At 64.0% G+C, this 22,910-nt stretch carries 21 protein-coding genes; 4 read left to right on the top strand and 17 right to left on the bottom strand.

The features are described 5' to 3' along the window. Window positions 1-2: 2 nt before the first annotated feature. Genes XI04_RS01790 through XI04_RS01805 form a run of 4 tightly spaced genes read right to left on the bottom strand, consistent with a single transcriptional unit; the run spans window position 3 to window position 3,490 of the window. The gene (locus XI04_RS01790; protein ID WP_097668484.1) at window positions 3-824 is read right to left on the bottom strand and encodes an SDR family oxidoreductase; all 822 of its coding nucleotides are present in this window, start codon (window positions 822-824) and stop codon (window positions 3-5) included. Window positions 825-837: 13 nt separating this feature from the next. Then, window positions 838-1,539, bottom strand: a complete 702-nt coding sequence (locus tag XI04_RS01795; RefSeq protein WP_095425642.1) for an acylneuraminate cytidylyltransferase family protein — start codon at window positions 1,537-1,539, stop codon at window positions 838-840. Then, window positions 1,536-2,444 carry a Gfo/Idh/MocA family protein gene (locus XI04_RS01800; protein ID WP_095425641.1) on the bottom strand — a complete coding sequence of 303 codons (909 nt, stop codon included), beginning with the start codon at window positions 2,442-2,444 and terminating at the stop codon, window positions 1,536-1,538. The genes XI04_RS01795 and XI04_RS01800 overlap by 4 nt, the downstream gene beginning before the upstream one ends. Further along, window positions 2,441-3,490 (bottom strand): nucleotidyltransferase family protein, encoded by a 1,050-nt coding sequence (locus tag XI04_RS01805; RefSeq protein ID WP_212428649.1) that lies wholly within the window; start codon window positions 3,488-3,490, stop codon window positions 2,441-2,443. Before XI04_RS01805 ends, XI04_RS01800 begins: the two co-directional genes overlap by 4 nt. Before the next feature lie 198 nt (window positions 3,491-3,688). On the opposite strand from XI04_RS01805, the gene XI04_RS01810 reads away from it, so the two are divergent. Beyond that, window positions 3,689-4,300 (top strand): acetyltransferase, encoded by a 612-nt coding sequence (locus XI04_RS01810; protein WP_271611399.1) that lies wholly within the window; start codon window positions 3,689-3,691, stop codon window positions 4,298-4,300. Here the strand turns inward: XI04_RS01810 and neuB are convergent. The 7 genes from neuB to XI04_RS01845 all read right to left on the bottom strand — a co-directional run bounded on the left by neuB (window position 4,297) and on the right by XI04_RS01845 (window position 13,621). Then, window positions 4,297-5,367, bottom strand: coding sequence for an N-acetylneuraminate synthase (gene neuB / locus XI04_RS01815; RefSeq protein WP_271611398.1), 1,071 nt, complete (start codon window positions 5,365-5,367; stop codon window positions 4,297-4,299). The genes XI04_RS01810 and neuB overlap by 4 nt on opposite strands. Next, entirely contained in the window at window positions 5,364-6,542 is a 1,179-nt protein-coding gene (gene neuC, locus XI04_RS01820) for a UDP-N-acetylglucosamine 2-epimerase (RefSeq protein ID WP_097668488.1), read from the bottom strand. The genes neuB and neuC overlap by 4 nt, the downstream gene beginning before the upstream one ends. After that, window positions 6,535-7,719, bottom strand: a complete 1,185-nt coding sequence (locus tag XI04_RS01825) for a LegC family aminotransferase (RefSeq protein WP_245448745.1) — start codon at window positions 7,717-7,719, stop codon at window positions 6,535-6,537. Before XI04_RS01825 ends, neuC begins: the two co-directional genes overlap by 8 nt. 19 nt (window positions 7,720-7,738) lie before the next feature. Continuing rightward, window positions 7,739-8,758, bottom strand: a complete 1,020-nt coding sequence (locus tag XI04_RS01830) for an NAD-dependent 4,6-dehydratase LegB (protein ID WP_097668490.1) — start codon at window positions 8,756-8,758, stop codon at window positions 7,739-7,741. 132 nt (window positions 8,759-8,890) lie between these two features. After that, entirely contained in the window at window positions 8,891-10,093 is a 1,203-nt protein-coding gene (locus XI04_RS01835) for an HAD-IIIA family hydrolase (RefSeq protein WP_097668491.1), read from the bottom strand. An 84-nt stretch (window positions 10,094-10,177) separates the two neighbouring features. Further along, window positions 10,178-12,685 carry a hypothetical protein gene (locus tag XI04_RS01840; protein ID WP_097668492.1) on the bottom strand — a complete coding sequence of 836 codons (2,508 nt, stop codon included), beginning with the start codon at window positions 12,683-12,685 and terminating at the stop codon, window positions 10,178-10,180. Between the two features lie 51 nt (window positions 12,686-12,736). Beyond that, window positions 12,737-13,621, bottom strand: coding sequence for a class I SAM-dependent methyltransferase (locus XI04_RS01845; RefSeq protein ID WP_161966397.1), 885 nt, complete (start codon window positions 13,619-13,621; stop codon window positions 12,737-12,739). Window positions 13,622-14,109: 488 nt separating this feature from the next. On the opposite strand from XI04_RS01845, the gene XI04_RS01850 reads away from it, so the two are divergent. The 3 genes from XI04_RS01850 (at window position 14,110) to XI04_RS01860 (ending at window position 17,006) form a co-directional block, all read left to right on the top strand. Continuing rightward, window positions 14,110-14,850: a hypothetical protein gene (locus XI04_RS01850; RefSeq protein ID WP_271611397.1), complete on the top strand. Its 741-nt coding sequence runs from the start codon at window positions 14,110-14,112 to the stop codon at window positions 14,848-14,850. Between the two features lie 91 nt (window positions 14,851-14,941). After that, the gene (locus XI04_RS01855) at window positions 14,942-15,784 is read left to right on the top strand and encodes a hypothetical protein (RefSeq protein ID WP_271611396.1); all 843 of its coding nucleotides are present in this window, start codon (window positions 14,942-14,944) and stop codon (window positions 15,782-15,784) included. Window positions 15,785-15,866: 82 nt separating this feature from the next. Next, a complete protein-coding gene (locus XI04_RS01860; protein WP_271611395.1) occupies window positions 15,867-17,006 on the top strand; it encodes a hypothetical protein in 1,140 nt (379 codons plus the stop codon). 75 nt (window positions 17,007-17,081) lie between these two features. Here XI04_RS01860 and XI04_RS01865 read toward each other — a convergent pair whose 3' ends face one another. From XI04_RS01865 to XI04_RS01890, 6 genes are read right to left on the bottom strand one after another with little or no spacing between them, the layout of a single operon-like run. Then, window positions 17,082-17,921, bottom strand: coding sequence for an SDR family oxidoreductase (locus XI04_RS01865; RefSeq protein WP_271611394.1), 840 nt, complete (start codon window positions 17,919-17,921; stop codon window positions 17,082-17,084). Window positions 17,922-17,939: 18 nt separating this feature from the next. Beyond that, a complete protein-coding gene (locus XI04_RS01870) occupies window positions 17,940-18,698 on the bottom strand; it encodes an SDR family NAD(P)-dependent oxidoreductase (protein WP_095425628.1) in 759 nt (252 codons plus the stop codon). Further along, window positions 18,695-19,543, bottom strand: a complete 849-nt coding sequence (locus tag XI04_RS01875) for a sugar phosphate isomerase/epimerase family protein (RefSeq protein WP_271611393.1) — start codon at window positions 19,541-19,543, stop codon at window positions 18,695-18,697. The genes XI04_RS01870 and XI04_RS01875 overlap by 4 nt, the downstream gene beginning before the upstream one ends. Beyond that, the gene (locus XI04_RS01880; RefSeq protein WP_271611392.1) at window positions 19,540-20,304 is read right to left on the bottom strand and encodes an SDR family oxidoreductase; all 765 of its coding nucleotides are present in this window, start codon (window positions 20,302-20,304) and stop codon (window positions 19,540-19,542) included. The genes XI04_RS01875 and XI04_RS01880 overlap by 4 nt, the downstream gene beginning before the upstream one ends. Further along, entirely contained in the window at window positions 20,297-20,986 is a 690-nt protein-coding gene (locus tag XI04_RS01885; RefSeq protein WP_095425625.1) for an acylneuraminate cytidylyltransferase family protein, read from the bottom strand. Before XI04_RS01885 ends, XI04_RS01880 begins: the two co-directional genes overlap by 8 nt. Further along, a complete protein-coding gene (locus XI04_RS01890) occupies window positions 20,986-22,905 on the bottom strand; it encodes an N-acetylneuraminate synthase family protein (protein ID WP_271611391.1) in 1,920 nt (639 codons plus the stop codon). The genes XI04_RS01885 and XI04_RS01890 overlap by 1 nt, the downstream gene beginning before the upstream one ends. Window positions 22,906-22,910: the final 5 nt, after the last annotated feature.

The raw sequence follows: 22,910 nt of genomic DNA on the forward strand, positions 1-22,910 counted from the left end.
CGCTACCAGGCGCTCAGACCGCCGTCGACGGCGATGTTCTGGCCAGTCACGTAGGACGCAGCATCCGACACCAGGAACAGCATCGTCCCCACCATCTCGTCCGCGCGAGCCATGCGGCCGAGCGGGATACGGGCCCCATAGCGCGCCTTGAAGGTGTCGTTCTGCCCGCTCTCCACCCCGCCCGGGGTGAGGGTGTTGACGCGAACGCCCTTCGCCGCCCAGTAGGTCGCCAGGTGCTTGGTCAGGCCGATGACGCCGGCCTTGGACGCGGTGTAGACCGCGGGCGTGTTGATGGCGCGGCCGAGATATTCGGAGCCTTCGTAGATGCGCTGGTCGGGCGCCATCAGGCCGTAGATCGAGGCGGTCTGCACGATGGCGCCGTAGCCACGCTCGGCCATTCGGCCGCCGAACACTTGCGCGATGTTGAACATGCCGTCGAGATTGACCGCCATGATCTCCCGCCAGGTGTCCAGCGAAAACTTCTCGACGGGTGCAAAGAAGGCATCGACGTCGCGGGTCTTGCTCGCGGCGTTGTTGAGCAGGATCGAGACCGGCCCGAGCTCCGCTTCGATCGCCTCGGCCGTGTTGCGGACGGAACTTGGCTCGGTAATGTCGCAGCCATAACCTTTGGCGCCCACGGCATGGCGCGAGGCGACGTCGGCTGCCGCAGCATCGGTCGCGGCCTGATCGAGATCGACGATCGCGACGTTGGCGCCAAACTCGGCAAGGCCCTCGGCGAAGCGACGTCCAAGGATGCCGCATCCCCCCGTGACGACGGCGGTTCGGCCGGTCAGATCGAACAGAGCCTTGAAGCTCGTGGTCATCGCTTGAGGCTCCTCAGGCCGGCCGTCGTTGGCGCAGTAGCAGCTCCACCAAGACAAAATCGAGATCGGAATCGATGTCGATCGAGCGTTCCTCCGGCATTTCGAACAGGCGGGTATCCGGATAGAACACCGCAGGGTGCTCCAGGAACGACGCGACGCGCCAGACATAGATCGATGCGTTCATGTCGAAGCAGCGCGGCGCATCCTGCCGGCGCGTGATCGGAGGATCGGCGGTCTTGGAGAGGCCGACGCTGCCATCGGTGCGCTGCTCGACCAGGTTGAAATAGGGCGAGCGTCGCGCCGGTGCGCCGGTAATGACATTGCGTGTGCCGCTCTCGCGCAGCAGCGCGACTGCACCGGTGATGTCGGAGGCCAGCCTGAGCGGCGAGGTGACGTCGAGATCGACGAAGATCTCCGGCGTCCGGCCCGTTTGCGCGATGGCCTGCTCGAGACAGTGGCGGATCGCCGGCAGCTTCGGTGCGGTATCGGTCGCCATCTCGTCCGGACGTTTGACCGCGATGTCGGCGCCGGCCTTCAGGGCAGCCTCGAGTAGCGCGTCCGAATCGCTGCTGAAGGCGATCGCATCGAACAGGCCGGTCTCGCGCGCCTGCGCGATGCTCCAGGCGAGCACGGGCCTGCCCAGGAGATCGCGCGCATTCTTGCCGACGACCCCTTTCGAGCCGCCCCGCGCGCAGATGGTGCAGAGGGCGCTCATGGCGATATCCAGGTCTTGGTGCGCAGAGCACGCTCGCTGGCGTCGATCAGATGCACGACCCCGAGCGCCTCGGGCAGCGAGCAAGCCGGGCTCGCGCCACGCATCGCCGCGACATGCATGTCGCGATAGCTCTGGTCGCGGTCGCTTGCGATCTCCGTTGCCTTGCCGTTGATAGCAAGGCGGCTGCCGACGAGGTCGGCTTCGATGGTGTCGTCGTCGACATTGACGCGAATGCGGCGGATGCCCTGCCGATCGAGATAGTCCATGTGGACGTGGACCGATGGCGCCCGCTGCATATCGAGCAGCAGGTCGAGGTGGTCGTCGACGTCGATGTCGCGCGCGCCTGACGCGCCACCAAGCGCTGCGACGCGATGCCACGGGCCGAACAGCCACAAGAGATAGTCCAGTTCGTGGCTGAGATCCCGCAACACGCCGCCTCCGGCGTCGGCCGTGGCGGATGCGGTCGCACGGTGATCGCGGCCGGGCCGCCAGTCCCTGATGTCCTGGCCGACATAGGCGGCGACCGTGATCACGTCGCGGCCGCTTAATGTCTCGGCAAGCGCCGTCATGACCGGGTGGAAGCGCAGATTGTATCCAACGCTGACACGGGCAAACGGATATTTCGGGGGTGCTGCCGGTGTTGCGAAGAGCGGCTTTTCGACAAGCACGTTGCCGTGGAAGCCGGCCTGCGCGAGCTCATTCAGATTGTCCGCATGGCGCGCGGTCTCGGTGGCGATCACCACGTAGTCCGGATGCGCGCCCGCGACGGCCTGCGCGATCGATCCGTAGTCGCCCCCTTCGCGGCGGCTGACGGTCGCGACCCCTAGGCCAAGTTCGCGCAGGATGCGCGCATGCCTTGTGCCGATCGAGCCGAGGCCAACCACGACGGCTTTTGTGGGGGTCACGGGAAGACCTCGTGAAACTCCGCATGGGCCTGCTCGAAATCCTCCAGGCGGCCGATATCGAGCCAGTATTCGCGAATGGGATAGACCGCGACCCGTCCCTTGCCCGCGATCACGCGCTCCAGCACGGTCGGCATGTCGATGCTGATGCCGGGCGTGACATGGCTGAACACGGACTGGCCGATCACATAGATGCCGGCACTGACGAACCAACTCTCAGTCGGCTTCTCGCGGATGGCATCGAGAAAACCGTCCGACGTGGAAACCACGCCATAAGGTACGTGCACCTTGTGCTCGCGCACGGCCATCGTCGCTTCCGCCGGCGTTCCGTTGTGGAAGTCGAGAAGGGCCCCGTAGTTGATCGTGGTGAGGATGTCGCCGTTGGTGACGATCATGGGCAGAGCCGGCGGCGTCTTGAAGAGGCCGAGCGCGCCTGCAGTCCCCAGGCGTTCCGTTTCGTGGACGTACTGGATCGTGGCGCCGAAGGCGGCGCCATCGCCAAAATAGTCCTTGATCGTCTGGGCCTTGTAGTTGACCGAAATGAAGATGTTGCCAAAGCCCTGCTGCACGACGTTGCGCACGATCGTCTCGAGCAGCGGCCGGCCGCCGACATTGAGCATCGGCTTCGGCAGGTCGCGCGTCAGCGCGCCCAGGCGTTCGCCGAGGCCGCCCGCCATGATCAGGACAGGGTTCGGATAGTGAGCCGGTTCGAGCAGCTCATCGAGCGTCTCGACCACGACCAGATGGCCGCCCTCGTCGACAAGCGGAAGCTGCTTGATCGACTTCTGCCGCATCAGCTGCAGGCGATCCTCGCGCGGCAGCGTCGCTGGAGCCGACACCGGCGCGCGGTTCATGATGTCGGTCGCAAGCCCGGTGAGCGGGATGCCGCGCAGCAGGCCGCGCCTCACGTCACCGTCGGTGACCACGCCAAGCAGGCGGTTCTGGTCGTCGAGCACGAGCGCAATCTGAATGCTTCCGCTCTCGATGGCAGCAATGGCCTCGCCCACACTCGCCTGTGTTCCAACGACGGCCTTACGCCAGGATTTCATGGCAATCTGCCTCGTATACGCCAGATATTGGGGGGCGGCCCACGGCTGAGCCTGCTATATCGCGGCTGCGAGAGGCGGCGTCAACCCCAACGACATCCCCTGAACCGCCCTGTTAACCCAAGCATTTCGCGGCCCGAATCAACGGTTTGAAGACCCGGGGTACCCCCGGTAAGATTGGCCCCGCGCAAGGGAATCGGGATGGACGATCTCATCATCATCGGCGGCGGCGAGCATGCTGTCATGGTCTACGAGGCGGCGCTGCTGTCCGGCCAGTTCAAGGTCGTCGGCTTCCTCGATCGGCAGCCCGGTACGCTCGCCGACGTCAGCTATCTCGGAACCGACGAGGCCGCGCCAGAGTATCCGGATGCCGCCTTCGTGTTGGGAATCGGATCGATGCAGGCGGGGCCCGCACGCCGGCAGATGATCGGCCGCATGCAGGTCAAGCGCTGGGCGTCCGTGATCCATCCGCGCGCGATCGTCTCGCCGTCAGCCACGATCGGCGCAGGCACGGTCATCATGCCGGGCGCGATCGTCAATGCGCGAAGCCGGATCGGCGATCACTGCATCATCAATTCCGCTGTCGTCGTCGAGCATGACGTGCGGATCGGCGATTGCACGCATCTGTCGCCGGGAACCGTGGTCGGCGGAGGCGCGAAGATCGGAGAGAATTGCTTCGTTGGTCTCGGCAGCCGGGTCAGGGACCACATCGCGATCGGCAACGACACGCTGGTCGCGATGGGATCGGTTGTCACGGGTCCATGCCCGCCAGGGTCCGTCCTTCGCGGCGTTCCGGCAAAGCTGCAAGGTTAAAGCGGATCGTCAGGCTCGAGCGCGCGGGGCGCGGCCGTTCCGACCAGCGACCAGTAGTCGATCGGTGGCCGGCCGGCGCCCGGTCGCTTGGCGGTGATGTCGGCGGGGCCGATGGTCTCGCCGGCCTTCAGCGCGCGCGCCGCAACGATGCTCTTGCGCGCCACAGGGACGTTCCTGATCTCGGAGTCCTTTGGCGTCTTCACGCCGTCGCCAACCGCGCGCTCGACGTTGCGGATGGCCATGACCATGCGCTGGAAATCGTCAGGCTCCAGTGAGGCCGCGTGATCGGGGCCTTGCGCCTTGCGGTCGAGCGTCAGGTGCTTTTCGATGATCGTCGCGCCGAGCGCGACGGCGGCCACCGAAACCTCGAAACCGTCGGTGTGATCGGAATAACCGACCGGAAGCTGGAACGCAGACCGCATCGTCGCCATTGCAGCGAGGTTCACGTCGCCGATGGGACAGGGATATTCGGTCGTGCAATGGAGCAGGCTCACATGCTGTGCGAGCGCCGTGCGCGCCGCCGGATCGCGCCACGCCGCGCGGAAGGCGGCGATGCCGGGTGGGGCATCGGATGGGCCGTAGCCATGGGCGAGCACGCCCAGCGCCTCCTCGATCTCCCCGAGCGTTGCCATGCCGGTCGACAGGATCAGCGTCGCGCCGGCCTTCGCGGCCGCATGCAGCAGCGGCGCGTTGGTGAGGTCGCCCGATCCGATCTTGATGCGCGGCAGTTTCAGCGACAGCAGGAAGGCGAGCGAGGCGTCGTCGAACGGCGTCGAGAGGAATTCGATGCCGCGCTGCCCGGCACGTTCGATCAGCGCGTGATGTGCTGCCTGCGGCAATTCGAGCCGCTTCAGCATGGCAAGCTGGCTTTCGTCAGCAGCCGTCGTGCGCTGCTGATAGTCGGCCTTCTTTGCCGCGCTGCCCGCCAGCGCCTTCGCATTGAAGGTCTGGAACTTGACGATGTCGGCGCCGGCATCCGCGGCGGCATCAACCAGCGCCAGCGCCGTCTCCAGGCTTCCGTCGTGATTGACGCCGGCTTCTGCGATGATCAGCGTGTGCGTTGTCATGCCTGCGCCCCACCTGGCGGTGGCTCGTAAAAGCCCTTGACCAGAAGCTGCCTGAAATCCGGGATGCCGGCGATGATCTCGGCAAATCGCCGGCTGGATTCGCCGTCGCCGTAAGGGTTGACGGTGGCCTGACGGCCGCGCTCGAGCCCCGCTGCGATCGCGGCGGCAATGGCGCCGCGATCGGGCGCTGCGTGAAATACCGAGGCCGCGCGCTCGCGTCCCTTCTGACGGTCGCCGATATCGACGGTGGGAACGCCGAAGGAGGGCGCTTCGAGCACGCCGCTCGAGGAATTACCGATCACCAAATCTACCTGGCTCATCAGGCTGAGATAGCGAAGCTGCCCGAGCGAGGCGACCGCGATCGTGTTCGGCCGGCCGGCCGCGAAGGCCTCGATCCGGGCGTTCAGGGCGCGACCCTCGGCGTCGGCGTTGGCGAGCGTGAACACGAAGCGAAAGGCGGGATCGAGCGTCGACAGGGCCGCGAACAATTCATCCAGTTCAGCGACCGAGCGCCCGGCTTCGACCGTGACGGGATGAAACGTGACGAGCGCATTGCGTTCGCCGAGCGGCATCCCGATCGCGCCGCCGATGTCGTCGCGATTCATCAGATCGAGAAGCTTGATGGCGTCGATGCCGACCGAGCCGATGGTATGGATACGCGAGGGGTGCTCGCCAAGCTGCATCAACCGCTGCGTCGAGCCCTGATTGCTGGTGAAATGCAGGTGCGACATCTTGCTGATGGCGTGGCGAATGGACTCGTCGACCGCGCCTTCGGTGACGTCTCCGCCGAACAGATGCGCCATCGGCAGCCGCATGAACATCGCGGCCTGCGCGGCTGCGAACATCTCGAAGCGGTCGCCGAGCACGACGACGAGATCCGGCTGTAGCCTCGTGAAGGTATCGGCAAAGCCGATGACGCCGAGGCCGACCGATTTCGCGGTGCCGGCGCCGGTGTCGCTGCTCAGCAGCGTTTCGACGCGCTCGTCGACCTCAAACCCCTCGTCGCGGATTGCATTGAAGGTGTAGCCGAACTCCGGCGCAAAATGCATGCCAGTGGCGACGAGTTGAAGTGTCAGGCCGGGAGTTTCGCGGATCGCGCGCATCGGCCAGACCAGCAGGCCAAAATCGGCGCGGCTGCCGGTGACGAAGCAGATCTTTCGCGCGCCACTATTCATCGGGAGACCTGATGCTGGCGCTGCTGGGCAGGTTGATCAGCCGGCGTTCGATGGATTCGGCGGTGGAAAGATCGCCGCGGGGGTTTTGCGCGAACATCGGCAGCTTGTGCATCAAGGTCCAGGCCGGGCGCGCGCCGAAGCCGGCGTCGTTGAGCGCGGCGAGGACGTCGTCGCGGCGGCCGGCATTTTCCTCGTCGAGCAGGATCGCATTCAGCCAGTAATTGCTCGTGGTGTCCTTTGGCTCGCGCGAGAAGCGGACGCCGGCAACATCCGCAAAGGCGCGCTGATAGGCCGTGGCTAACTTGCGCTTGCTCGCCAGGAAGCCGTCGAGCTGCTCGAGCTGGGCGCAGCCGAGCGCCGCGTTCAAGTTCGGCAGGCGGTAGTTGAAGCCGATCTCGTCGTGGATGAAGGCCCATTTGTGCGGCAGCTTGGCCGTCGTCGTCAGGTGCTTGGCGCGGCGGCCCAGCTCCTCGTCATTGGTCAGGATGGCGCCGCCGCCGCCGGTGGTGACGATCTTGTTGCCGTTGAAGCTGAGTGCTGCAAGGCGCGCCTGCGATCCGACCGCGTGGCCTTTGTAGGTCGATCCCAGCGATTCCGCGGCATCTTCGACCAGCGCGATGCCCCAGTCGCGGGCGATCGCGGCAATCTCGTCGAGCTCGACCGGGTGGCCGAAAGTGTGCATCGGGGCGATCGCCGCGATGCGGCGGCCGGTCTGGCGGTTGATGGTGCCGGTCGCAGTCTTCTGTGCGATCGCATCCAGTCGCACCGCGAGAGCGCGCGCGTCCATGCCGAGCGTCTCCAGCGAGCTGTCGACGAAATGCGGCGTCGCGCCGCAATAGGCGATCGCGTTCGTCGTCGCGATGAAGGTCAGCGCCGGCGAAATGACCTCGTCGCCGGGCTCGACACCGGCGAGGATGAAGCAGGCATGTAGCGCGGCTGTGCCATTGACGACGGCGACCGCGCGCTTGGCGCCGGTGACCTCTTCGAGCATGCGCTCGAACCGGTCGACGAAGGGGCCGACCGAGGAGACGAAGGTGCTCTTGATGCACTCTTCGAGATAGACGATCTCGTTGCCGGCGAACACCGGTTCGTGCAGGCCGAGGATGCCGTTCGGCGTTCCCACCGCGCGCCGCACGGCATCGACGATCGTCTTTTGGTCGAAGCCTGTCCTCGTCACGTGACCGTCCACCATCGCCTCAGACATTGTACACGTCAGCCTTGTAGCGGCTCAGATTTGCAGGATTGGTGAACCAGTTCACCGTCTTGACCATGCCCCGGCGCATACCCTCGATGCCGCCGAATTCCGGACTCCAGCCGAGCTGCTGGCGTGCCTTGGAATTGTCGGCCCAGAGCCGTTCGACCTCGCTATTGGCGGGACGCAGCCGCGCTTCGTCGGTCTCGATTTCGATCGCAGTCCCCATGACGTCTGCGATCATCTGCGCGGTCGCGCCGACCGAAATCTCGAAGCCGCTGCCGAGATTGATGGTCTGGCCGACGACTTGCTCCGCAGGTGCCGTGAGACCCGCGATCAGGCCGCGCGCGGTATCGGTGACGAACGAGAAATCGCGCGTCGGGCTGACGGCGCCGAGGCGGATCTTGCGCTTGCCGGTCGCGATCTGGCTGATAACGGTCGGGATCACTGCGCGCGCCGATTGCCGCGGACCAAAGGTGTTGAACGGGCGGATCACCACGACGGGCATGTCGAACGAAGCCTGGAATGACAGCGCCATCTGGTCGGAGGCGATTTTCGAGGCTGAGTAGGGGGACTGCCCGACCAGCGGGTGGCTCTCCTTGATCGGAACCGTCTGCGCGGTGCCGTAGACCTCGCTGGTCGAGGTCTGAACGAAGCGCCGCACCCCGGCCATGCGCGCGGCCTGCAGCACGTTCACGGTGCCGCGCACGTTGGTCTCGACATAGGAGTCGGGCGCGACATACGAGAAGGGGATGGCGATCAGCGCCGCCAGGTGCAGCACGTCGGTGCAGCCGCTCGCGGCCGCGATCATGAAATGGGGATCGCGGATGTCGCCGGCGACCACCTCGACGGACTTGATGACGTCGGCCGGTATCGTGTCGAGCCAGCCCCAGGAGTTGAAGGAGTTGTAATACACGATCGCCTTGACGCGGGCGCCGGCCTTGACCAGCTCCTCGACGACGTGCGAGCCGATGAAGCCGTCGCTGCCGGTAACGAGGACGCGGGCGTCCCTCAGATCTGCCATGCCGGACCCCAAAAGGCGATTAAGCCAGTATTCGCAACAAGATGGCGCTATAGCACACTGGCGGTTGCGCGCAACAGAGCAGCGCTTGGGGGCTGCCAAATGCCCGGGGATGCAGCAGTTTTCGTGGCGTGCCTAAGCCTCGCCCACCGGACTCAGGCGCTGCTTTACGAACGTCTCCAGATTCCCGCCTTCAAACAGGTGCCCCGCAACGCCCGCCGCCTGTGCGGCTTCCATGTCGCTTTCCTTGTCCCCGATCACCATGCTGCGTGTCATGTCGACGGGGAAGCGCCTGACGAGGTCGGTGATCATGCCCGGCGCTGGCTTGCGGCGGTCGCTCATGCGGCAATAGCGCGCGACGGTTCCGTCGGGGTGATCAGGGCAGTATTCGAATGCATCGATATGTGCGCCGACCTCCGCCATCTGGTCCGCCATCCACCGGTGCAGCGTGACCACGTGATGCTCCTCGTAATAGCCGCGTGCGACGCCGGATTGATTGGTAATCACGAAGGCAAAATAGCCGGCATCGTTGACGGCTTTCACGGCCTCGCGTGCCCCCTCGATCCATTCAAGCTTGTGCGTCTCGAACGTGTATCCGGAATCGTGATTGAGCACGCCGTCGCGATCGAAGAACACGGCCGGCCGCCGCAGCTGCTGGCGTAGTTCGCGATCGGCACGCGCGAAATCATCGGGAATGCCGATGTCGATGAAGTAACCGCGATAGGCCGTGCCACGCAGCTCGCCGGACTTGGCAAGTCCGGGGAATATCTCCTGCTCGAGCGAAGCGGGAAGCGTCGCGATGTCGTCGAGAACGGACTTGTCGATGACGTAGATGCCGGCATTGACCGGTCCCGTCGCACCCGCACCCGGGGCGATGAAGTCGCGCACCATGTCACCATCGAGCGCGACGCGCCCGTAGCGATCCCCGACGACGCCGTCACGCAATGCCATGCGCACGCGCCCGTCATGCGCGCGGGCGATCAGATCGAGCAGGTTGAAGTCGAACAGGGAATCGCCATTGAGCAGCAGGAAACGATCGTGCAGCAGATCGCGCGCATGCACGAGCGCGCCGCCGGTGCCGAGCGGCTCGGTCTCGCGCGACACGACGATTCGCGTCCGCCCCCGGACGGCCGCGGCGTAGTGCGTCTCGACCATCTCCGCCTTGTGGCCCGCGAGCAGGAGAATCTCATCGAACACGCCATAGCGCACCAGCTCGTCGATCAGCGTGTCGAGAAACGGCCGTCCGCCGACGTCGAGCATCGGCTTGGGAACCAGCTTCGTGCGCTCACCCAGCCGGGTACCCAGCCCACCGACGAGGATCGCGGCCTGTCTCAACATGAGGTGCCCTTTTCACAGCATGTTTGGCGGGCCATAGCGCCAATCTGCGACCATGCGAGGATCAAATGTCCGGTCCACTTCATATCAGCGCGAGCAGGGAATGCGAACGACCGCAGCCTGCCTGTTGGCAAACAGAACTGGAAACGGGCCGGTGCGCAACGCATCGATGACCGCAGGCTCGAGCGGCTCGACGGGAGGAAAATAGCTGAGGCGCTGGTCGGCTGCGAGATGTGTCCAGGCGATCGTGCGGGGCGTGATGATCGCGACCAGGTTCCAGGCGTTATCACCCGCTTCCAGGATATTCTGGATCGTGGACTTGGCTTCCTCACCCGAGAGTTCCGGGATCACCGAGGCGCCTGCGTCGGCAGACGGTTGCGCCGTCTCCGGAAGCGGTGCCGTTACGGTGCGGACGGATCGCATCATCCCGCCCAAAGCATCGGCCCTTCGCATCTGGAAGAAGGTCTCCGAATTGATTGCTCCCACCAGCGGTGCGATCAAGCTGCAAGCGTCTTCAAGCCGTTGACGTCCTTCGGCAGGCTGCAGCATCGTGCGCACCACCGATTTTGTCCGCTTCGCGACCGCTTCATTCACAGTGTCCAGATTGGAGAACAGATAGGCGGCCGGAGCGCCCGTGACCGCCTGAACGATGCCCATCGTATATGGGTCCGAAAGAATGATTCCCTTTCGTAGATTGTCGCGGAGCCAGCGAGCGACTTCAAGATCGTCGGCGTTGTAGTGTGAAACGACTGCAGTGCGGTCGGGAAGCGCGCCGTAACTGTAGCTCCTGACAATGCCGGACAGACCAATCCTGTCGACCGCCACGCCCAATCCCACGACCCCCACCAGACCGTAAACGTAGATCCGTCTCGACCGGGCGAGGGTCGACAGCGCGAGTATCGTGAGCAGCACGATGCCTGCGATTTCCGTCGGTCGCAGGAACGCCTGGTAGCCGGCAAAAGGAAGGTCGGCCCGCCAGGCAAAGGCGTAGATCAGAACCACAAGAGCAGTCGCAAACAGCGTAATGGTTGCCGCAATCAGCACCCGTCGATATCGGGAAGGTCTGAAATCGATCAGCAGCTGACAAAAAGTCTCAGCGGCCGTGATCGTGAACAGCGACATTATGATCGTGCTGATGCGGTACAGGAAGGGGAAGCCCGAGAGTACGGCGAGCATCAGGCCGCAGCCGGCAATCCAGGACCACACGAGTGTCGCGAAGCCTTCGCTTTGAGGTCCGATCGTCCCCGAGGGACCGCGGAAGACAGGCCGGGTCATCGACCACCATGCAACGCCCAGTGTGATGCAGATGGTGAAAAGCGGCCCCATCGCCCGGCCAAGCTCGATCGTGGCGACCTGTGGTCCGGAGCCCAAGAACAGCTCTTCGCCACCCTCGATCCGTCTGCCCAGGATCAGGCCCGTAATCGAGGAGAACGTGTCGTTGGCGCTCATCTGCGGAATGTAGCCGAAGCGCATTCCCGCAACGCAGACGACAATTCCGCCAATGATCAGGGGCAGCGCGAAGGACAAAAATCGCAGGGTCGCGATGCTGGCGGACGGCCAGGCGGAGATCATCCGCACGATGGCAAGATACAGAAGCCAACTGGCCAGGACGGTTGGAACGAACAGGAAGGAGCCGCGATGTGCAAGCAGCAGCGTTGCCGGCCAGATCCAGCCAAGAAGGACAAGCCCTGCATATTTTTCGGTGTTGCTCAGGATCCTGACCACGAGTAGCCCGGCCATAAGCAACGCAAGTACAAGCGTGTTGTTGTTGAATGCGAACGCGAGCAAAAGCGTCGCGCCGGCGATAACCGCCAGCGGCAAAACGGATCGCGTCGACAGTTCGGTTGCGGTCCGCTTCGAATTGCTCATCAGCACGCCGAGAAACACGACGCTGCTGGCGACAGCCAGGCTGCCGTTTGTCATCAACACGACTGCGTTGCCGGTCGCGGCGAAGAAGAAGGCGATCCATTTTCGCGGAGACGTGGAATAGATGCCCTGCACGAAGGCATAGGACGCCAACAGGAAGAACAGGATCGAGAAGAAGCGATAGGTCCAGCTGAATCTCAGAAGATCCAGGCCCAGCGTTCCGGCGAGGGAGCCTGCCAGTGCTGAACGAAGATCGACATAGGATTGGGCCGCGTAGGGATTGATGACGCCACTGTCGGCGTACTCTTGCGCGGTCTTCATCCAGTGAACATCCGCACCGATGTCCCCGTAGGGAAAGCTGGAAAATGCGCCGAAGGACCACCACCATGTCAGGAGCGCAATCGGCAGCGCCAGCATGCACCAAGTAGCGGCGGCGCGTATCTCGCCGGAGTTCGGACGCCAGTTCGGCCATGACCAGGCAAGGCCGAAGCCGGAGACGGCAAGCATCGCGGCGAACTGAAGCCACATATCGTTTACGAATAGCGAGAGCAGTCCGAGCAGGATGCCCGTTGTGGAGGCGCCAACCGTAAATCCGAGAACGACGAACTGAGCCTTCGTGAGCCGGCACACCTCGATGAATTTCGTTGACGCAATGGTCAGGATCGAAAATCCGGTCCCGAGCTGCATCAGGAAGAACAGAAGCGTCAGGACAAATGTGGTCGTCCACATCGCGAGGTCTCTACAATGGGCTTCGGCAAAGCAACCGGGTAATGGCGATCTTCAGTTTCCTATCGATAGGTCGGCCGGGCGGCCAACGATCAGCGAGCCGAGCGTAAAAAGATCCTCTTCGGAGAAGTCTTTGAAGCATGGCGCCAGTCGTTCCAGGATATGCCGCTCCGGCGGCCGGCGGTCAGGTTGGTCGCTGAGCAGTTGAAACCCCGCCTCCCTGAACAGCTGCAGATATTCGCTGTGGCGCAGGCGATTGACGTATTGGAAGCGCGACTGGAAGGGCGCCCAATCCGCATCGGAATATGTCAGGAAGTTGAATGAACTGATGGACGGATCGAAGCCTTTGAAATGGTCGCCATAGTCGATTTGCATGAGGACCAGTCCGTCAGGACGCATGATGCGCCGCAGCTCCTTCAAGATTGCCGCGATGTCGCGCTTGGGAATGTGCTCGAGCGTTTCGACGGAGACAGCGCAGTCGATCGAGGCGGCGGGCAGACCCGTCGTCCGGGCATCGGCCGGTGCGCGATAGTCGATCCTCCACGAAGGTTCGAGGTCCTCCAGGGAATTTATGTCGGCGTGGTCAGTGCCGCTCAATCGAGAAACGATCGCGGCGTTGGAGCGGATCAGCTCCAGCTTGGCCAGGCGCTCGATGTCGACGGTGATGAAGCGCCGGGCCCCGTGAGCGCTGAAAGCCAGCGGAACGATCAGATCGCGTCCGGCGCCGAACTCGAAGCAGGTCGAATCCTGCAGTGGCCGCAAACTGTACTGCTCGTGAACGGCCAGTAGCCGCTGCGCCAGGGTGTAGATGGATCTGACCTGCTTTTCGGGGCGCGGCAGCCGGCGTGTGACGTAGCGCTGCAGGGCGTAGTGCAGGCCTTCGCCCCAGGGGATATTCGACAGCACCGAGAACGCCCGCGCCTTTGTTTGCCAGCGCACGTCAGCGTTTCCCCGGCGGAATGGACGCCGTGATTGGAGTGATGCTGAGGAGCAGTCGCTGAAGCACGGTGTGGATCCAGGAAAGGCCGATGTTCCGGCCTGTTTTCAGGCGGGTACCAGGTCACGTAGCCGGATTCGGTCATACGGGAGGCGCAGCGGCAATGCAAGGATTCCAGGGGCTGGCAGGATCGCGGGGACCTGTACCGGAAGCGGAGCGTCATCTTGTCTGGCTGCCACGCCTTGTCCGCTGCCACGCGGCCGCAAAAACTGGCTGATCTCGAGCGTGACGACGGTGCTCGCGCCGTCTCTTTGGAGCCGCTCGATGCGACGCCGTTCCCGGTTGATTCTCCTGTCGGCTCAGCGTAAACAGGCCCTGAAATCGCGTCGACGTTTTAGCATGCGGGCAAGAACATCGCGTATGATTTGTCCAAAGCCGCCGGCCGGTTCGGTCTGTGCCGATCCCTTGCCCTCCCGCCGAGTTTTGTCGAATGCCCGGTGAATTGCTGATTGGCGAGGCCGTCGCAAGGGGCTATCCGCCCGCCGTGCTCTATCTGCGCAATGACGAGACCGTCACGACGGAAGTCTGCGCATTCAACTACTTCTCGGTCTTCATGAAGGATCATCCGGAGGTGGATGCTCACGTCTGGCTCTTCGACGGAGCGGGCAAGCCGGCTGGATATTTCCACAGGGAACTTGGCGTCAACGGACAATTGCAATTGCAGACTTCGGAGCTGTGTCCGCGCGTTTCGGGAACGGTCGCGATGGCGCTGGTCCCGAAGCACGAGACCAAGCTTCGTCCCGGACGCAAGGTAACGACCGGCTATTACGCACAATATTTCTCGCAGCACGGTGCGATAACGTTGTCGCACGAGCGCGAACCGGTTGCGGCAGCGCCGTTCCCGACCTCCGCCTGGATGCAATCCTATCTCACGCGCTTCCTGAAGGAGTCCGGCGTGGTGCTCGTGAACTCCTGCATGGCGTCCGAAGGCGTCTCGGTCGGGACGGCACGGCTCATGGCCTTGGACGGCACGGCATTGGGCCAGCGTGAGATACCGGAGATCGCGCCGATGGGCGCAATCCGCATCAGCACGCTAAACCTCTTCCCCGAGGCTGAACGGCTGATCGGTGCGGCCGAAGGTTTCGCCCTGGAATTCAAGGGCACCAACATCGCAAGTCCGTTCAGCTATTATGAATTTGCCAACGGCAAGTTCAGCCTGCATCATTTTTAGGGGCGCGCCCGTGACACGTTTCTCGTCCAGCCCCTGGAAGCCCTACGAGCCCAGATTCATGTTCCCGACTTTCGCGGGTGTCGAGTCGCGCATGGGTTTTTCGATCCCTGCCTGGTATCGTCCGGTCGACATCAAGTATCTCCGCAGTCTCGTCGCCGGCAGCCTGCGCAAGAATTTTCGCGAAACGGTCAAGGATCTCGTTCCCGAGTTCGCCAGCCTGGTCGCCTCGGGCTTCAGCAAGAAGCTCAGGTTCAAGCTGCACATCCTGTCGCGCGACGGCGACTACCGGGCGACCTACGAGTTTCCGGAAGACTACGCGCCGGGCGCTTCCGTCGAGATCGAGCTGTCGCGCCTTTTCGCCTCGCTCAAGCTCCCGCAGCACGATTATCTGGTCATCGCCGTGATGTCGCGCGGGCGGATGGACGGCTTCCGTTCCTCGCCTGCCAGCTATTCGATGACCTATGTCGATCAGGACAACGTCGCGATCTACCGCACCGGCGCGTTTGCCCGGCCCTTGAACGAAGGCAGGCTCAAGGCGCATGTCGGGTTCACCGGGATCAATCCGAAGATCATTGCGACCAGCGACATCGTCAGCAGCGTGATGCTGATCAATCACTCCTCCGACCCAGAGTATGCTCATGCGGCGCGGCCGACGTCGAAGCTGATCCGCGAGGACGGCGAGCAGATCGAGGGCGATTTCGGCGAGATCCCGCCGCTCGGTGCGCGAGAGGTGTCGGTCGTCGACATGTTCGGCAGTCGCGTGTTCGACTTTCTCAAGCCGTTCGGCGGCCGCGGGACCACAGTTACCACTTGCACCGGAATGACGCTCGCAAGCCTGCACTTGCAGCGCACGAACGACAATCGGCGGACGTTGCTGGGCATCGAGCACTCGCGGCCCGCGCACATGAACCTCGCCGGCATTCTCCAGCATTGATCAAGGAAATCGATTGTCGGAGCACGGGGCAATGCTGTCATGGTCCGGCGGTCTTGGCCGGTTGCTGAAGTTTGACGATCACATGAAGACTCCATCCCTCGGCCTGGTGCTGGGGTTCTGGGTCATCTCGAACGTTCTGGTCATCACCTGGTATTGGGTGAATGTATCCGACCGCTATCTCCCGGGCCTGCTGCGGTACGCCGGAATAGCCTTCTACGTGGCCGTCGCGCTCGTTCCGCTGCTGCTCCTGTTCAAGGTGAGACGGAGCTTCTTCAATCCGGTCGCACTGGGACTGCTCGTCAGTTGCTGCCTTGCGTTGTCCATCACTGCGCACGAAGCCAACCTGCTGCGTGAGCAATTGCAGTTCAGCCTCGATCACGAGCGCGAGTTTGCCCATATGGACGCCGTCGAAGGCGTCATGCGGCCGTTGCTCGCCAAGATTACCGAGGCCTACGTCCAGATATTCGGCGACGATCGCACCCACGGCGGCTCGACGTTCCACACCCACATCATCGCCAACTATTTGTTCGATTCTCTGTCGTTTCTCGCCGTCTTTGCGCTGGCGACGCTGCTTCTTTCGCCGACTGCGACGTGGCTCTGTCTGCTGACTTTTGCGTTCTACACCCAGATCGCGATCTACCCGGGACGCATGGGTCCCGTCTTCATTGCTGGCGGCTTGTTCTGGCAGCTCTTTCTGCTGACGTCGCGGCGATATCCCGCCGCGATCATTTCCGGACTGATCATCAGTTTCGGGCGGACCGATGTCGTGTTCGCTTCGGCGTTCTCGCTGCTGGCCCTCGCGGCTTTCGAGCGGCGATGGCCGACACTGAAGGAGTGGGTCGTGTTCGCCTTGCTGGTCGGCATCTCGCTGGCAGTGCCAAAGACGCTGATCTGGATGCATCCAGGAACGGATTACAGGTCATTCCTGGTCACCAATGGCGACTTCAGCAAGCTCGTCGGCAATCTTCTAGCCATGAAGCTCGTGGTGGCGATCGCCAGTCCCGTGCTCGCGATCGCGATCGTGAGGACGTTTGCCTTGACCCGGACGATCGCCGTGGTCGGTTCGGCTTGCTTGATCCATGTGGGGCTCGTCTTTTTCATAGCGGATTTCTCCGAGACCCGGCTCATCATACCTGGGCTCGCGGGGCTCGTCTTCGTGGCCAGTGAAGGGCTTGGGAAATTGCTGGAAGGCAAGAGCGAGGCGCAAGCCGGTAGCGGCTGAGGCCGGTGCTGCCCTGGATCAAAGCTGAAGCGGCGGCGAGCACGGTCTCGCCGCTCTCATGCCGGCCTTGCGCGGCTACCAGACGCTCCGCCCGCCATCCATGACGAGATTCTGCCCGGTCATGTAGCTCGAGGCGTCCGAGCAGAGGAACTGCACTGCCGCGCGATATTCGTCGACATCGGCCATCCGCCCCATCGGGATCAAGCGCGTCAGTCGTTCGACGAAGGCCGGGTCCTGGTTGTTGAAGACGCCCCCCGGCGAGATCGCGTTGACGCGCACGCCGTGATCGGCCCAGTAGGTTGCCAGATATTTCGTCAGCCCGATCAAGCCGTGCTTGATCACCGAATAGGTCACGGGCTTCACCGGCTGTTCTTCTTCGCGCGTCACCTGCGGCTGGCGGTAGAGCCGCTGGTCCGGCGCGATCACGCCGAGATCGGAGGCGATGTTGAGGACCACGCCACGGCCCCGTTTGGCCATCTCGCCGCCGAACACCTGCGCGCACAGCATCGCACCGGTCAGGCCGACGGCGATTTCGGTCTGCCATTGCGGCACCGGAAACGCCTCGAAGCGCGAGGAGTGCATGACGCCCGGACTCGACGTCACCTTCGGATCGATCGCGGCGTTGTTGACGAGGATGTCGACGGTAAGGCCGCGGCCTGCCAGCTGCTCATTGGCGGCGCGAACCGAGTCGAGCGAAGTGACGTTGATCTCGAGCGCGATCAGATCTGAGGACGGCGCGGTCTGCTTGAGTGCGGCGACAGCGGCTTCGGCTTGAGGAAGCCCGACGTCGGTGACGACGACGCGTGCACCTGCCTCTGTAAGGGCGGCGACATGCTGCCGCCCGAGCAGGCCGCCTGCGCCGGTCACGAGCGCGGTGCGGCCGGTCAGGTCATAGCGCGAAGACGGGCTTGCCATTCGAAGGCTCCTGTTCAGCTACCGCAACTGGCCGCCGTCGGCGACCATGATGCTGCCGGTGATGAATGCCGCGCGGGGCGAGACGAGAAAAGCGACGAGGTCGGCTATCTCTTCCGGCTTGCCCAGGCGGCGCAGCGCCACGTCGCGCACGAGCATTTCCTCGACCGCGGCACTGTTTTCCGCAAGCTTGCGCGCCCAGGTGCCGTCCGCCGACAGGATGTTGCCCGGCGCAACCGCATTGATGCGAATGCCTTCGAGCGCCAGAGGCCGCGCCAGGCCGCGCACGGTCGCATTCAGCGCGGCTTTCGCCGCATGGTAAGTGACGGGCGCGCCAAGCGCCGCCATGCCTGCGATCGAGGAGATGCAGGCGATGGCGCGGTCGCCGCTGCCGCGCGCCATCAGCGGCCGGGCGGCCTCGATCATGTTGGTCGCGGCGAACAGATTGAGGTCCATCACCCGCGACCATTCCGCTGCGGTTTCCTTGCCGGGCGGCACGGAGGCGCCGCTGCCGACATTGCTGACGAGGATATCGAGCCGGCCCCATTGCTTCTCCACGTCCTCGACCAGTGCTTTCGCAGCGGCGGGGTCAGTGACGTCGGCGACGTGGACGGACGAGATGCCCCCAACGCTCGTGCGCGCGGTGTTCAGCGCCTCGGCACCACGTGCCGCGAGCGCGACTTTTGCGCCTTCAGCGGCGAGCGTCGTCGCGATCGCAAGCCCGATCCCGCGGCTGGCGCCGGTGACGAGCGCGACACGATCGGTCAGATCGAGCTTCATCGCACCGCGTCCTCGATCCAGCCGACCGTCATGTCGCGATATTTCGCCAGTGCGCCCGCATGGTCGCCGTCGGCCGCGCGTGCGGTTTGCAGGATGTACTGGCCCTTGTAGCCGGAGCGCTCGATCAGCCGGATCGTCTTGGCAAGGTCGGCGTTGCCGGTGCCGAGCGGCACGGTGGTGCCGCCGCGAATGCGGTCCTTGACGTGCACGTTGAGAATGCGCGGCGCGTAGGCGGCGATCTCCTCGTCGCTGTCATAGCCGAGCGAAGCGCTGTTGCCGCTGTCGTAGTTGATGCCGAAAATTTCGGCCGGGAACGGTTCCATGAACCGGGCAAGCTCGCCCGGCGGCAGATCGGATTCGAAGACGATCTTGACGTTTCTTCTTTTCAACTGCTCGGAGCGTGCGAGCAGCACACGCATCAACGTATCGCGCTCGCTCTCGCGCTCGATCTTGCCGTTGTCGACCAGCGGGATCACGACGAATTCGATGCCGATGCGGCTGCAGGCGGCGATCAGGAGATCGAGGTCGGCGACGAGTACGTCGCGCACGACGGCATCGACCTTCCAGAACGGTGCCTGCATGAAGCAGTCGCCGGTCAGGCTCGGGATGCGCACGCCGTTCTCGCGCGACAGCGCCAGAATCTCCTGCTGTCCCGGCTCGGTCGTCAGCGGGTTCTCGCGCAGCCGTTCCTGGTCGATGGTCCATTCCATCCGCGTCAGGCCGAGCTCCTTCGCGCGGGGAAACTCGTTTCGCCACTCGTCCCAGGGGAACGCCTGGATCTTGCCGTCGACCAGGGCCGACAGCCGTCCTTGCATGAAGCCGATGCGTTGCAGCGTTGCGGTCACGATTTGCTATCCGAACTGATGGCGAGGCCCTTGGCGATCCAGCCGCCGTCGACGAAGATCTCCTGGCCGGTCACATAGGCGGAGGCTTCCGACGCCAGGAAGACGGCGGCTCCCACCATGTCAACGGGCTGACCCCAGCGACCGAGCATGGTGTGGCGGCGTCTCTCTTCGTGCATGACAGGATCGGCAAAGCTCTTTGCGGTCATCTCGGTTGCAACATAGCCCGGCGCAAGCGCGTTGACGCGGATGCCGTCGGGCGCGTAGTCGGCGGCGAGCGCGCGCGTCAGCCCGGCAAGGCCTGCCTTCGCCGCGACATAGCCTGGATTGCCGGGAAAACCGCGGATCGAGTTGATGCTGGTGACGTTGACGATCGCGGCCGAGCCCGCCTTTTTCAAGAGCGGATAGGCGGCGAGGATGGTGGCGTAGACGCCGGTGAGGTCAGTCGCGACCGTGGCGCGGAAGCGCGCGAGCTCGCTTTCGGCGCTTTGCGGGGGCAGGCTGATGCCGGCGGCGTTGACCAATGCGTCGATGCGGCCGCCTTGCGCCGCGATCGTGCGGAACGCGCTTTCGATCGCCTTGTCGTCGGAGAGATCGCAGGCAAGCGCGGCCACACCTTGCGGCGCGGTCCCGGAACGGCTGAGGCCGAACACCGTAGCGCCGCCATCCTGCAGGCCGGTCGCGATGGCCGCGCCAATGCCGCGCGAGGCGCCGGTCACCACCGCGATCTTGTCCTTGAGCGAGAAGGCCCTGAGATCAGGCATAGCCGTAACTGCGCATGATGGCGGCACAAAGCTTGACGTCCTCGGGACGGTCGATCTGGAACATCTTGTGACGTTCCATCACGTGAAAGCCGATCTTGCCGCCGAGACGGTTATTCTGCTCGCGCAGGAGGGATGGGATCAGGACGTAGAACGAACCGTTCTCCAAATAGCGCTTCTCGATCTGCTGCCGCATGCGGCGGTTGCGATAATCGTAGTTGATCGGCTCCGGTCCGTTCGCGCCGATATGCCAGTTGAAATAATCCTCGACCTCGCAAACCGAGAGCAGGCTGTCGAGATGATCGCGATCGAAGGTCGCAAGCGCGTTCTCGATGTCGCCCGGTTCGCGGATCGGCGATGTCGCCTGGAGCGCGACGATCCGTTCGAACCGTCCCATCCGCGCATCGGTCGCATCGAGCGCATGCAGCCAGGCAGATTCGGAGGAGGCGAGGTCGCCGGAAATGTCGTCGGGGCGCCGCACGCCGACCGCGCCGGCGGCTTCAGCCGCGGCGAGGATCTGGTCGCTGTCCGAAGACACGGCTACCACATCGACGCCGCGTGCGGCGCGTGCCTGTTCGACCGTCCAGGCGATCAGCGGCTTGCCGCAGAGATCGAGCAGGTTCTTGTGCGGGATGCCCTTCGAGCCGCCGCGCGCGGCGATCACGGCCAGCGTCTTGCGCGCCATCAGATGTGTCCCTCGAGACGCTCGAGCGCGGTCCAGAAACCTTCGCCCATGTTCTTGTGGCCTTGCCAGATCTCCGGAATGAAGGAAGCGCCCGGCGCGTGCTTGCGCAGCACCTGTCCGATGTCGTCGAAATCGATCTCGCCTTCGCCGATCTGAAGACCCTCGCCGTCGAGCCCCTTGGCGTCGCCGAAATGCAGATGCGCGGTGTGCGGCCCGAGCTGGGCGAGGCCTTTCGCAAAGTCGAAGCCGAAATGATTGGCGGCGAGTTTCGTGTGCGATATGTCGACGCACATGCGCAAGTTATGCTTGGCGCAGAATGCGGCGGACTCGTCCGGGAAGATGAAGATATTCTGGTGGCGCTGGCCGCCGAAATGCCAGGGGAACGGCGCCATGGTTTGCGGCGTCAGCTCGACGCCGTCCATGTCGAGCTCGGTCAAGCTCTGCGCGAAGATGCGGTAGCGCTCGGCCTTCTCCTCCGGCGGCAGCGGCTCGTCCATGGTGAAGCCGCCGATATTGGCGACGATGGGCGGGCGCTTGGTCTTGGGGAAGTACTTCTTCAAGCCGCGGGTAATGTCGATCACCGCCTGGGTCTGCTCCAGCGAATAGCGCCGCAGCGCCTCGTCGGGCGTCGCCAGGTCCATCAGCTTGGAGCCGGCAAACAACTCCGGCGCATGCACGACGAAGCCGAGATCGTAGGTGCCGGACAGATACGCCGCGGGATCGCGCTCCATGTCGCTGTAGCTGAGATGGAATTCGATGATGTCGGGCTGGCAGACCTCCAGGAAGCGCTCGGCGTCGTGATAGCGCACCGGCACGCCCCACGGACGGTCGAAGCGGTAGCGCCGTGCTTTTGCGGCGCCTTCGTCGAGGTCGCTCTGGAAGAAATAGTCGTCGGCCGCCATCGTCCGCGTCAGCTTGCGGCCGAGCAGCGCCGGCATCTTCAGCGGCGACAGGCCCTGTCCCGGGCTCTTCACCGCGATGTCGGCTTCGGAGATCACGGTGCCGGCCGAAAGGTCGCGCGCGGCCACCAGGCTCTTGGCCAGGTTTTCGCGGTTGATCAATTCGCCCTGGCTCAGCGCGCGCTCGGCCCGCTTTTCGCCGCGCGCCGCCTCCACCTCGCGGATGCCCGAGACGAGACCCTTGAATTCCTCCGGCTCCAGGCTTGCAGCATGGTCCGGACCTTCCATCTCCCGGTCGAGGGTGATGTGGCGTTCGATCACGACGGCGCCGAGCGCCACCGCGGCGGTCGAGACGGCAATGCCACGCTCGTGGCCGGAATAGCCGACGACCGGATGAATCTCGCGCAGCGTTTCCATGAAACGCAGATGGATGTTGTGGAGCGCGGCCGGATAGGTGCTCTGGCAATGCAGGAGCACGTAGCCGGCGTTGCGCTCGTCGAGGAATTTCGCCGCGGCCTTGATCTCGTCCGAGGTGCTCATGCCGGTCGAGACGATCAGCGCCTTGCCAGTGGCGGCGAGGCGCGCGAGCAGCGGCAGGTTGGTGAGGTCGGCCGAGGCGACCTTGTAGGCCTGCACGCCGAAACCTTCGAGCACGGCGACACTACTCGCGTCCCAGGGCGTACAGAGATACTGGATGCCCTTGGCCGCGCAATATTCGGCGATCTTCTTCTGCTGCGCCGTCGGAAGCTCGAAGCGGCGCAACAGATCGAGCGTGTATTCGACTGCGAGGTCGTCGTCCTTTCCGGACAGACTCGACGCACGATAGACCTCGTCGAGCTTGCGCATCTGGAACTTGGCGCAATGGGCACCGGCCGCGACCGCGGCATCGACCAGCGCAATGGCGCGGTCGAAGTCGCCATTGTGGTTGTTGCCGATCTCGGCAATGACGTAGCAGGGCTCGCCATCGGCCAGAAGACGGTTGCCGATGCGGACCGGAGCAGGCTGTTTGGGCGATGTCATCAACA

It is taken from the genome of Bradyrhizobium sp. CCBAU 11430, assembly GCF_028128855.1.
In the GTDB taxonomy this organism is placed as follows: domain Bacteria; phylum Pseudomonadota; class Alphaproteobacteria; order Rhizobiales; family Xanthobacteraceae; genus Bradyrhizobium; species Bradyrhizobium ottawaense.